This is a genomic window from Paenibacillus sp. sptzw28 (genome assembly GCF_019550795.1).
GTDB lineage: Bacteria > Bacillota > Bacilli > Paenibacillales > Paenibacillaceae > Paenibacillus_Z.
Genome location: NZ_CP080545.1, coordinates 730,788 through 744,101, shown reverse-complemented (window position 1 = coordinate 744,101; position 13,314 = coordinate 730,788). Strand labels below are relative to the sequence as shown.

Annotated in this window: 6 protein-coding genes; all 6 read right to left on the bottom strand. The window is 46.0% G+C overall.

Going from position 1 to position 13,314, the window contains the following annotated elements; all coding sequences use genetic code 11:
• Positions 1-39: 39 nt before the first annotated feature.
• Positions 40-546 carry a hypothetical protein gene (locus KZ483_RS03460; protein ID WP_220351378.1) on the bottom strand — a complete coding sequence of 169 codons (507 nt, stop codon included), beginning with the start codon at positions 544-546 and terminating at the stop codon, positions 40-42.
• A gap of 180 nt (positions 547-726) precedes the next feature.
• The gene (locus KZ483_RS03455) at positions 727-3,279 is read right to left on the bottom strand and encodes a hypothetical protein (protein WP_220351377.1); all 2,553 of its coding nucleotides are present in this window, start codon (positions 3,277-3,279) and stop codon (positions 727-729) included.
• A 188-nt stretch (positions 3,280-3,467) separates the two neighbouring features.
• Positions 3,468-6,290, bottom strand: coding sequence for an S-layer homology domain-containing protein (locus tag KZ483_RS03450; RefSeq protein WP_220351376.1), 2,823 nt, complete (start codon positions 6,288-6,290; stop codon positions 3,468-3,470).
• Between the two features lie 511 nt (positions 6,291-6,801).
• The gene (locus KZ483_RS03445) at positions 6,802-10,965 is read right to left on the bottom strand and encodes an S-layer homology domain-containing protein (protein ID WP_220351375.1); all 4,164 of its coding nucleotides are present in this window, start codon (positions 10,963-10,965) and stop codon (positions 6,802-6,804) included.
• 176 nt (positions 10,966-11,141) lie between these two features.
• The gene (locus KZ483_RS03440) at positions 11,142-12,281 is read right to left on the bottom strand and encodes a glycosyltransferase family 4 protein (RefSeq protein WP_220353241.1); all 1,140 of its coding nucleotides are present in this window, start codon (positions 12,279-12,281) and stop codon (positions 11,142-11,144) included.
• Positions 12,282-12,529: 248 nt separating this feature from the next.
• Positions 12,530-13,303 carry a WecB/TagA/CpsF family glycosyltransferase gene (locus tag KZ483_RS03435; RefSeq protein ID WP_220351374.1) on the bottom strand — a complete coding sequence of 258 codons (774 nt, stop codon included), beginning with the start codon at positions 13,301-13,303 and terminating at the stop codon, positions 12,530-12,532.
• Positions 13,304-13,314: the final 11 nt, after the last annotated feature.

The following is a 13,314-nucleotide window of genomic DNA, read 5'->3' as shown; positions in this document are numbered from 1 at the left end:
TTCGGTTCACTGGTCTTATGCAGTTCGCCTGTTCTTGTACTATTTCGACAGCTCTTCGGGCACCTTAACCTCATATGCGCCCATGACCATTACCGTCAGGCCGTTCTTTTGTCCGGCTTCCGGCATTAAGCCCCGGCCACCCCTGGGGAAGAGAATGAGATGGTTATTCGGAACGCGACTGCCGTTCTGAATATCTGTACCGTCGGTCACGTCAGCAATGCCGTTCGAATCGGCACTATAAGCGACCGCTCTGCCTGCCCTTACAACAGCTTGTGCGCCATCCTTGGCAATCAAGGTTTGTCCTGGCGGCACATCTACAATATTGATTGCTGTTTTACCTGTATTATTATTATCAGTACTGCCGGTGTTATCCGGATTGCCGTTTAAAGCGGCTATTTTCTGGTCTACGTAACTCTTCGTAACAACCGGATCGTCAACACTTCCCGGAGTAGCGGTGCTAACCTCCCCCTCCGCCAACGAATGCCACTGAAAGCTTGCCCACAGCCCGGCTCCGATTACCACGACCGCCGCCGACAACTTCCACATTTTATACCGCAAAACACGTTGCCCCTCTCTTCTAGCATTTTTTCTAGCATACTAGATTTTGAGATTTCCATCCACTTAAATAAGTGCTGCGCCTCGCATGTCCAAGGTCTCTATTACCTGGTGACGACTAAAAAAGGACGCCCCGCTCTTTGTCGTATCTCACCAGGCGGGGCCTTCCCTTTACTGCGAAATTGTGAACCAGCGCAGATCCTTGCTTGCCACCAGAAGTTTTGTATTTTGGAATACGTCGTAAATATTTAGAGTGTAGTCATCGTACTTCTGAATTTTCGACTGAATATCAGGGTCACTGAATGTTACCGTTAACGGGAGGTCTTTCGCTTCCGGGAGCAGCTCTTCGTTTGCACCTGCGGTAGCCAAAGCATACTGCTTCGAATAAGTCACTTTCGATGTATCTTTGTTAACGAATTCGATTAGCAGCTTGTGATCGCCGGCAATATAATCATATTGGTCATCCTTAACCAGGCTGTAATCCATGGTCAGCTTTAACCCCTGCACGCTAAATTCACCAGTCACATTCAAGAAGGCATTTATATGACGCAGGTTCAATGTATACCCCGCAAAGTTAATATCCGTCAGCTGCGTCTTAGTTGATGGACCGTTGGAGCCGCTCAGCGAATATGAGATTGGTTTGACAATGACAACGCTTTGATCTGTTGTACCGGTACCCGAGCCGCTGCCGTCGGTGGTTGAGCCGTTACTCCCTGTTCCCGTAGATCCTCCTGTTCCTCCGCCACTCGTTATCGCTTGACCAAGAATGAGCTGGTAAGCGGCAGTATCGAAGCTCTTTGGTATGGCCGCCCAAGCCGATATAAGTGCCTTACCGTTTGGTGACAATTTATCTTTCACTTCTGCAAACTGAACAGGAGCTACGATACCATTCTTGTCTTGGATATAACCGCCAAGCTTCGCAATCAACGCTGCGCGTGTTTCATTATTGACAGCTTCAAATTCAGCATAGAAGTTATTTTTCACATCTCCTATAAAGACTGCGGAACGGAGCACTTTAACTGACGCACGTTTTCCAATATTGGTAATATCGTATGAGATATCTGTATTCCGCACTGGAATATCGCTGAGCTTCTGGCCGGAGAACTGGTAAAGCTGTTTTCCCGCTTTATCCTGAACAGGCTCGGTGCTCACAAAAGTTATTTTATCGATTGCGGTGGTATATGGAATCTCAGAGTACACTACCAGTTCATAGGATGCTTCAGGCGCAATTGTAATGGAATCATCAAGAGCGACGGCTTTTTGTTCCGTACCTACCTTCACTCCGTTAACCATGAAATAGCCGCCGAGCGTCGGGACCTGCTTCGTTATTTGACTCTTGTTTGTAACCGTTAGATTAGCTACTAAAATGTCGTTGTCTTCCATCGGTGACCGCTCAATAGAGTTCAGCTTAACATCATAATCGTTGTAAGCAAAAGCACTGCCCAGTCCGCCCTGTTGGGACGTTGACTGGATGTTATAGGTCCCTACAATATAAGATTTCAATTTGTCGGTTGCCGTGGTTTTCACGATCAACTGCGCTGTTTCAGGTTTTACAGTTGATGGGATTTCCCCGGATAATGAAACTGTTTTATCAATATTGGGCAGCAGAACAGCGTTTTCTTCTTTCGTATAAGTTAAAGGATAGCTGGTGCCGGATGGAGTCACAAGAAAATAATCAAGACTCGGGTTAGCGATGGAGGCTGTTCCAATATTTGTTAGTTTAAAATCAAGAGAAACCTGGTTGTCATCGGAGCCTTGCGTCAGAAAAGCCTGCCCTGAGCTTGTATTAACGGGTGTACCGTCCATATATACCATCCGCGTTTGCCCCACTGCCGTAGCTGCTGCCGCCTTGGAAGCTGGAAGCGAGAAAACGCCCGCCGGGAGCTGTACTTTGGAAGCATCATCGTTCTGAGAAACGATAAAAGATAGCGGTTTGCCCGCAACAGTGAGCGGAATAGTGGCGTGCAGCGTTACAATCTTGCGTTCCTTCGGTTGGATCGATGCCTGTTCAAGCCCGGCCGCGCTAACATTATAGACCGAAAGACTTTCCGTTTGGACAAAGAAGTTCATCTTGGATAAGTCAGCGGACTGAAGTCCGACATTTTCCATCAGAAAATTAATCGTCAAATATGCGCTGTTCGCATCCTTGGTTATGTAAGCCTGCTTAATAGCTCCTCTTATTTTGCCGTTATTGTAAAGCATAACGGTATCCTTGAAAGCGGCCACTTTATCCGTTACATTGGCCGGATATTGTATGACACCAAGACGGCGCTCATAGTTAGCCACCGAAAAGTCCCACTTCACGACCTCGAAAGCCAGATCATTAATCTTCGTTTGATTATCTACGACAGCAAAATAAGTTATGTAAACCGTTGATTTGGGAGCAACTGTTGTTTTTGTCTTATCTGCTTCCGTAATAGTGGATTTGAACGACTTACCCGACTTTGTTTTCACTCGAAGCCAGTAGTCCATCAAATCCAGCTGTGCACTGCCGTTGTTGGTTATAGCCACGGAGAAGGCAAGCACTTTGCCTTTATCCTGCATTAAAAAATGCGCATCGCGAATGCTTAAATAACTGGTGGCGTTTAATTTGACTATTTTGCTTGATATCGAAGCTTGAGCTGCCGCTGCGGAAACCGGTGCCAATGGCAGAACCCCGTTTTGCAAAAGCAAGGAAGATGCCGCTAATGTTACGACCCCATACTTGATCCATTTTCGATTCACGTTCATTCCTCCTGATTCTGTATACATTAATAGACGCTTCACACTTAAACTTTGTTTCGTTATTTACAAAGTTTTAACCAGCTCCAGTATACTTCATGAAAGTGATAAGAGTATGAACAACTGACCAGGCAAAGTCAAAATAAAAAACAGGCGAGGATAACCTCGCCTGTTTCATGTTTAGAGAGATATTACGGGTTAACTACGATCGTAGCTGTGTCAGTCGTTCCGTTGGACGAAACGTAAGTCAGCGTAGTGCTTCCTACTTTCACGCCAGTGATCGTGAAACCAGTAGCCGTAGCTACCGAAGTATCAGCGGAAGAAAGTTGGTTAGCAGGAGTAATGACAACGCCGTATTGGTCTTTCACAGTTACGGCAACAGTAACCTGTTGTCCTACTTTAACCGAGTACTCGTCAGCTGAGAATGCAGCAGTTTTTGCAACTGGAGCATCTTCGGAAACCGTTACTTCTTGCTCAGCAAGCTTAGTACCGCTAGCATTGTAAGCAGCCAGAGTCGATTTACCAGCTTTCAGTCCGTAGACAGTCGCTGTTTTGCTGTTGCTTACTGCAAGAACAGTTTCATCCGAGCTTGTTACGAAAGGTGCAACATTGTTGACAAGAGCAACCGAAGTGCCGCTTGCCGTTTTACCAATGAGCGTAACTTGTTTAGCGTATGCGCTGCTGTCAGTCAGTGTGGATTTACCATACAGAGTTCCAACAGTATCGATAGCATACGTTTTGATGTCGCTCGAAGCTACAACGTTAACGGTGAATTTGTAAGCCGTAATGTTAGCGTTAGCGCTGCTGTTTACAGTGATCGTTGTGGAACCTGCCTTATTAGCAACCAGTTTGCCGCCAGCATAAGAAACGATGCTTGGGTCGTCACTGACTACGGTATAAGTGCTTGCAGTTACGTTCGATACGCGGCCGTAGTTGTCAACAACAGTGATGTTGTCTGCATCGAAAGCATTGGATGCACCAACTTCGTACGTAGTAGCAACGTCTTTAATGCCGTTTACTGCAGTGAAGTAAGCTGGATCCATTACGTTTACTTGAACTGTGCTTGGTTGTTGAATATTATTCACCAACGTGTAGATAGTATATGCACCTGTTTGAGCGAAGTTAAATACCAATTCGCCTTTTGCATTTACTTTGTAAGTAAGGCCTGAAGGTCCATAGAATGTCACTTTGCTCAGATCAAGGTCTTTACCTGCAACTGCTGCACCATAAGTGTCAACAGCAGTGAATGGGAACACGATGTCTTCGCCTTGTACGATTGTTTTGCCAGGGTGGCTAAGTTGGAAATCTTTCACTTGTGCCAAGCCGTTAACAACTACAGAGGTGGTAGCATATGCACCAGTAGCTCCGTTTGTAATTGTGATGTAAGCTGTGCCTGCTTTAGCTTCTGTATTAAAGGTAATAACGCCGTTAGAATCCACTGCGATATCGTTGACGATCGCAGGATCGCTTACGTAGAAGATCAGACCAGCAAGGTCAAAGCTGTTTTGATTTGTCGCCAAAGTTTTTGTTGCAAATGTAGGAAGCTTGATTGTTTGACCGTTTGCATCAACGAGCGTCACAGGAAGAACAAAACCTGTTTGACCTACAGAGATGCGATCCTTACCTGTGAGCGGTTTTACTGGATCGATTTTGATCGAAGTAGCCGCGCTGCCGTTGATTACTTTAAGCGTTTTATTTACAGACAGACCAGCGGAAGGATAAACCGCCGTTACATTGATGCTGTCGCCGATCGATGCATCGGTAAGCAGGTTAACTTTACCGCCGCTTACGCCGATCGATTTGCTTTTCGTAACGTTGTATACGGAGATTGTCGGGCTAGCCGTCATCTCTTCGCTGAATTGGTTGTAAGTTTTTACACCCAGATCTACGTTATTCGCATAAGTCAGGGCAGGAACCGTTACATCGATTTTCGTTGCTTTTTCTGCTTCAACTTTCAAGCTGATTGCATCGCTACCTTTAACAGTCAGCGTGTAATCGCCAGTTGGCAGGTAAGCAGCCGTGAGAACAGCGGATTTACCGTCTGTAGCATATTCAGCCGTTACAGGATATGGCGTAAGGCCGTATTTCAGTTCATAAGTAAGAGCCGTTTTGTCGGAAGCAAGAACCGGTTGGTTGAAGTTAACTGTGATTTTCTTAGCGCCTGTTTGTTTAGCGTCAGTTGCTTTAAGAACATCAAGTTTCACATCAACTTGGTAAGTTTTGCCTTTGTAATCAACGGAAACTTTTGTCGTTTGACCTGCAACAAGCGCCGTGTCAAGCGTCTTCTTAACAACTTCGTTGTCAGAGAAAGTTACTTCGATGTTTTTCTCATCGACTACTTTCACGGATTTAACGGTAACCACTTGGTCGCCGCCTTGTGCCAAGTCGTAAGCAACGTTAACAAGCATTTCGCGAGTTGCGTTAACTTGGTAGGAAGGCATTTCAGCGATAAGACCAGCTTCGATAGCTGCGGCTACATAGCCTTTAGCCCAAGCGGATACTTTACCGGAAACTGCTGCATCGGATTTCTCGATTCCAGCAACTTCGTCTGCGACTTTAGCGATTTGTTCGATCGTTACTTTACCGGAAGGACCGAATTTGCCGCCGCCGAGACCATTCATGATGCCGTCTTCGGTTACTGCGCCGATGAAACCTCTTGCCCAGTGAGTAGCCGATACGTCGCTGTATGCTTTTGCTGCATCGCCATTCTCAGTAAGACCTTCGAGTTTCGTAAGTACTTTTGCAAATTCTGCGCGAGTCATTTCGTTCTCGAGACCTGCGCCGCCTCCTGGATAGCCGCTGAAAATTCCAGCTTCTTTCAGTGCGTTGAATTTGTCAAGTGCTGACATTTCCTTTGCGTCAGCAGCAAACGCTGCGGATGCGAACATGGAGAACGCCATTGCACCGGCTACTATTACAGCTAAACTTTTTTTCATAACCTTTTTTTCTCCTCCTCTAAAATGCTTCGGTTGTTGAGAGTTTTGTTTGAAATATTGTTCGCTCGTTTCCCTCATCTGCCGATTCACCCCCTTTCCAGAGTAGAGCACATTTCGTATGAATTATGTCTGCAATCATGATGCGTTCCTTGTAGGAACATGTCGCAGAAACTTGTAAACTGATGAACATAAGAAAAATTTGGTAGAGTCTCTCTGCCACTTTAACATTATACAATGGGCTAATTCTACCGTAAAGAGGAATTTGAGAATAAGTTCCAACTATCCTCAAATGCTAGACCCGTCTGTCATTCAATGTTCATGTAATTAAACGCAGCAGGTTTGAAAAAGTTGCGAAGTCGATGCAAAAACTTTGAAAAATTATTTTCGACATGTCCTTATACGCGAAACCTCTATGTAAGCCGTGTGCAGAAGGAAGCTTGTCTACCACGATGTTAAGTATAGCTCGTCTACCCCGATCTCGTCGATCTGAAACATTTCCCATATTAAGAGAACACTTGAAAGTCGTTACAAAGTTGCGAACAAGTTGAAGACTGTCCGGGAATTCCCGGACAGTTCCGAATTTCATGCATTAGTTCAACTTCGGAAAACGTTTGAGATCGGCGAGCACTTTGCCCATTAAGATTGCTGCATCAGAGCGTAGCAGATTTGACGTCGGTTCGAATATAAAACCCTTTTTCGCGTCAGATGCATCTAGAGGGGAGCCTTGAATGTATCCTTTCTTCGCAATCGCCAAAACGGATGCCTTTGCATAATAATCGATATCGCTGTAATCCTTGAAAAGCTTCTGCAGGCCGGCATCTATTTTCTTAGAATCCGTCTCAAGTTTTAAGTTAAGAGCTCTAGCCAGAAATACTGACGCATCTTGGCGACTTAAATTCAGACTTGGAGAAAAGGTTCGTGGTCCCGTCCCTCTTACAATTCCCTCGTTCGCTGCTGTCTCGATATAACTGTAATCCCATAGACCGTCCGGGTTTATCACTGGTTGTACATCGTCGAAATGCCCATTCATTAGGTTGTATTTTAATGGAATATCTAGCGATTTGACAATCATGCGTGTAAATTCCCCACGCGATGTGTACATATCTGCTCCGAAATCATCAAAGTTGGCTGCGTTCATAACTCCTTTTGAAAAAGCAGCTTCCATGTAATTGCGTGCATATGGATGTCCCGTGACATCCGAGAATGAATAAACTAGTTTTCCGACAACATAATAACCGAATTTGTCAAAAGGCACTGAAATGGTGTTTTTCTTGGTGTCAACGACTCCACCTAGATTGACCCATGTTTTATTTGTCTGATCGTAACGGAATACAGTGATTATTGTCCCTGCGCTACTGCGTACGTTAGGATCGAATGCCATCGCCAGAGTTCCTCGTTTGGAAGCCACCAGTTCGCGTTCAGAAGGACGGTCATCATAAGTTGGAATTTTGGTTCCATTTTCTCCAGTCGCTCCGGGATATTGGTAAGGGTCGACCCCTGTCGACAGCGGATCATAGCCGGGTGTACTTAAATCATCAGCCAAGCCCGCATCAATCCAAAAAACCGGGCTAGCTTTCGTGAAACGCGTTGGATAGGAAGCTCTGAAACGCGCCCCGAAGCTTTGCATAACCAAATCGAAATTTGCCGGAATAATCTCATATTCCCTGCGATCTACAATACCGTCATTCGGATTGGCAATCGCAAAGAGAAGCTTGTTCCCAGTGTAAACCTGATCTTTAAGGTTAGAGGCATTATTATAATCGGTTCTAATGAGTGATGTCCCTTTTGGGAACGTTAAGTTTAGTGCTCCTTCAAAGATTTTATGGGAGTTCTTCATCGTCTCCATAAATTCGGCACCTGGTATGTTGGTTGGAACATACACGATATTAAAAGAATTACTCACTTTGTCATTATCGTTCTCGATTGTGAACGAAATTTTGTTCGAACCTGCTTTCAATCCACTAATTGTAGTTCGAAAAGCGCTTGGATAATCGATGCCATCCGTAATAACACCGTCATTGTTGTAATCGTAAGAGAACTTCTCAGCTGCCTGTTTATTGATAGTGACCTTCTTCGCACCTTTTGCATTAATAATGACTTCTACGAAGTTCTTGTTCACCGTCCCTTCCGCAGGCAGATAAGGACGCAGAATTTTATATGGAAGCGCCGTCGGATCGACTTCAAGCCGATAAGTGGCTTTAGGTCCAAATTCTCCGCTGTTGTACACACTAAAGACATAAACGCTGGAACTTCCGTCCGCATTCAATTCCTGTCTTTTAAGCAGGAAGGAAAACGTTTCTGAGTCCACATCGTAGCGGACGACGAGATTGCCGCTTGGGGTACCTACGTTCTTAATAAAGGTACTTCCTTTATAAATTTGCAGCGGTTGGGATAAATTCCAACTGATATCGGTACTCAAAGTAGTGGCACTGATTTTCAGAATGTAATCTTCATCTTTCGAGCTATTGGAAAGAGCCGTCAATTTGGTCTCAACCGTGTTCGGATCTGTCCCCAGATCGATAAAATCAAATGTACCATAGATGTTCATAAACGACTGGGTTGTGGTATATAGCGATCCATTTTTCGTAAAATTCGGGTCGTTAGCGATTGGTTTCGGATCGCTGTCTTGTTCATTATACGTGAACGGATAAACTCCCGAGGCATCCCTCGGAATGACCGGCAGGTTAGTCGGAATCAATGTGATAATGATTTTTTTCTCATAGTAGGTTTTTGCAGTCTGGAACACGATTTTGATTTCATTTTTACCACTGAACATAGCGCCTAGGGCGGCTTCTATTTGTGTTGTTGAGCCGGCACTAGTATCCAGAATGAAATTTGGGTCATTCGGATTCGATGAATTTTGAGGCACTATAGGAATTGGAACATTGTTGATGTAGAAAAAAACTGTTCTCTCCAAGCTGTTATCCGCCTTATAGCGGATGTCGGCGGAGTTGCTGACGTTGAAAAATTCACCCGCGAACAGCCCGAGTTTCCCTGTTGATGAGCTTGTACCGATAATAGACTGGGCTCTTACGTTTGGATCTAATGTGGTATCGTCATTTATCGACATACCATCGAACGCTTTATCAAAATTAACGAATACCCCATATACAACCGTGAAAGTTGCGCTCGCATCTTTCGATGAATTGACCTTTAGATTTATCGTTTGCTTCCCTTCAAAAGGCAGTTTGGGAAACTCAAGTACAACCCGGTAAAACGTCTGCGCCGTTCCATTAACAGTCCTTGTAACCGTTGAATTTAATAATTTCTTTTCGGTGTAGTAAGTGCTGGCAGGCGTAACGGTTTTTCCGAATGGGTCACTAATACTCGTTACGGTTATGTTATTGCTCGCAGCAGGATTCCCGACAAGCACCTCGATGCCGATCGGCAATCCGTACAAAGTGGCGCCGTTAAGATCGGTACCTGTAATCCCCTCGTAAGAGGTGGACTTATATCCAGGCAAATAGTTGATAGCCGCTACATACGGGAGGCTCGCATCACGCAAGGAGAAGTATAGACCATTCGTGCCTTCTTCAACCGGAGTTAAACCTAGATGGTCATTCACTTCATTTTTGCCCGTCAACTGCAGATTATATAACGTATCAGCGCAAAGTTGGCTGTCTGAAGTCGTACAGCCTGTTCCTGACATGCCAGCTATGGACGGCATCGCAACTGTAAACGAATAAACAAAGTATGAATCCGTTGGAGTATACGATCCATCAGCGGTACTTGCGCTTGTAATAGAAAGATTGTATGTCATACTGCCCGAAGCTTCTTTAAGCACGGCCTTCAGCGTAGTGAGCGCCTGAGCAGGATCCGGATGCGGCTTGTTAGACCCACCATCCATATAATAACTATTCGGGACGATGACTTTACCGGTCACGTTGACGGTATTGTTCGTCGGATCTACCGAGAAATTGGGACTATACTCGAGCGCCGCGGACTCAACCGTATTATTTAAACCGGCTTTTTCATTGGCATTCACGTCGTAGAAGGTAACACTACCATTGTAAAATGCAATGTCACGCGACGTTTCGATGACTTGGGTACCGTTGGATACTTTGATGATTACTAAATTTTTGCCTTTTTTAATGTTAATCGGCGATGCTATAAATGAATTATTGTCTGCGCTGTTCACCGAATACGTTTTACTGTTTCCGTTAACAACTATCGTAACGCTCGACGCGTTAGGCGCTTTACCGAGAATGCTGATATCCGCGGTAGAACGTCCATTAGAAGCACTTGACTGTACGACCGTCGTTCCGGTCTCGACGATCGGAAAGCTGTTACCGTTAAGATTCGCTGTCAAATCGTAAAGCATTGGACCATTGCGGTATTCGATATAGATAGAATTCGAAACTTGTCCCCCGCTCTTGGTCCCTTGAAAGGTGATTTTATTAAGACCTGGGAATAACTGTATATTAAATACCTCAATAGAAGAGCCGGTTATAGTAATATTGCTAGTTAAATTCTCCCGCTGACTCCCGGTCTCATCGTCAGCTGTCGTTGTGGTGTCGCCTACATCAACGATTTGGTAAGTGCTATAAGAGATCGAAGACGGGTCGACGTTGTTAATCGTCCCTGTAAGTGTTACCCGTTCATCTGTTGTAATACGAGGCGCTCCTTGGTCATCGCTTTCCGATGGGAATGTAAAATTGCCTGTTGCCGCATTAACCGTTTTGATGCCGCTTGTAGGCAGTAGTTGGATGACTAAGGCCAGTAAGATGAACCACATACCTAATTTCTTAATCACGGTAAGCCTCCTCCGTTTGAGTACCATTATCATTATAGTTGTACTCATGTTATCGGCCGCGAACCGGGAAAAGTTTAGGCTTGGAGGAGAAAAAGATAGCCGCTTCAGCACAAAAACTCCGCTTCACACTGGAAGCGGAGTTTTATTTTTCCATATAGATAACTCGTGATAAGAGATCAATTGTTATTGGAGCGGGATTGCTCGGTACGCAGGAGCAGCCTTTGAATGAAATTGATTACAGGACGTCTCGATTTGTCTACGATCCCAATCAGCTCGGCACCGATTTGAAGGACAAATACGAGGATCAGGATTACGACGAAGGTGATCCAGTTCCCCGCGTCCGATTGGACGATCGTGGATTGAAGAATCGCACACATGCCGAAGAATGCTGCGATTCCATAGATGATAAGCACCGTGCGGCGATGGCTGAAGCCGAGCTCGCGCAAACAATGATGCAAATGGCCTTTGTCCGGTGCGAAAATCGGTTTCTTGTTCACCCAGCGGCGTACGATCGCGAAGAATGTATCGGACAGCGGCACACCGATAATAAGCAGCGGCGTCACAAACGAGACGATCGCAACCTGCTTGAAGCCAAGCATGGACAGCGTCGCAAGAGCGAAGCCGAGGAAAAGCGAACCCGTGTCGCCCATGAAGATCTTGGCAGGGTGAAAGTTGTATACGAGAAACCCGATTACCCCGCCCAGCAGAAGCGTGCAAAGCAGGATTACAGATGCGAAGCCCATGACCGCCGACATAACCAGTATTGTACCGATTGCAATGCCGGAGACGCCAGCCGCCAGCCCGTCCAGGCCGTCGATCAGGTTGATCGCATTCGTTACGCCGACAATCCAGAGAATGGTGAGTGGAATGCTTACCCAAGATTCAATCGGCTGCATCGATTGGCCGAACGGAATGTTGATCAGATCGATTCTGACGCCAAAACCGAGCACGACAACGCACGCTGCGGCAATTTGGCCCAGCAGCTTTACTTTGGCGGACAGTTCAAACCGGTCGTCTAGCGCGCCTATAATAACTATAATCGAGCCGCCGGCAAGCAGCGCGTTAATTAAATTCGTATCGTATTGACGAAGAAGTCCATCAGGGATAAATGGTTTGAGAGCAAAATACGCGCCTACAAACGCTCCATAAATACCTAATCCGCCAAGGCGCGGCATTATTCTTGTATGAACTTTGCGATGGTTAGGCTTGTCGATCGCCCCGATCTTGTACGCCAATTTAATGACGAATGGTGTAAGGACAAGCGCCAAACAAAGTGAAATTATAAATCCGATACCGTATAGAATGCCTTGAGCCATCTTCATCTCCCTTTCATAGAAAATACAAGCAAGCCTGCGTTCCCGCATAAACATTGCTTATATTTTGAGGGAAGAAACATGCCCTGCCGTAAGCTTCAACAGCGCACTCATTCGCGGGATTCCCTCAAATGAACGCTTCGTGCGTCACGCAGCCGTTTCTTCTACTATCACCGGAATGAATTATACGCCGATTGAAAAAGAAACTCCACTCTCATTTTCAAGCATTTTTCACGAAATTCACGAAGTTTTCAGGCAGTTGGGCGCTGTTTCCCTAGCTTTTCTTTATCGCGCATCACTTTCAGCACGAATTTCGGCAGCGCAAGCATTCTGCGATACCTTGAAGGCTGCTGCAAAAGCCGGTAAAGCCATTCCAAACGCAGCCGCTGAAACAGTCTAGGCGCCCGTTTCAAGACTCCTGCGATAATGTCGAAGCTTCCTCCGACTCCCATCATAACCGGTACGCCGAGCTCTGATTTGTATTTGCCGATCCAAGGCTCCTGTGTGTCCACGGCCCTTGCGACAAACAATAAATCGGGTGCGCTTTCCCGAATTTCCCGGATCACCTCCGCGTCGTCATCCGGACCAAAAAACCCGTTGCGATAGCCGGCAATGGTGATACCCGGATACCGCTCCTTAAGACGATCGGCGGTTGTACGGATTACTTCCTGCGTCGAACCGAGCAGAAAGACGCGCCAACCGCGGGACTGGCCCAAATCCAGCAGCTTGTGCATAAGATCGAAGCCGGGTACGCGCTCTGAGACGGGCTCTCCTATGTATGAAGCCGCCCAGACGACACCGGTCCCGTCGGGGACCACAAGATCCGCTCCGGTCATAACCCGGTGAAAACCCGTATCCTCAAGAGCCGCCATCACCATAATCGGATTGCCGGTTATAACCTGCGTCGGCTTCCGTTGCTGGATGCGATCCGTCAACAAACCAATCGTATCCTCCATATTAAGTTTGGAAAAATGAATGCCGTATAAGGAGACCGTCGGCACGCTTCCAACTGCGGACTGGCTCATTCTTGATGCCA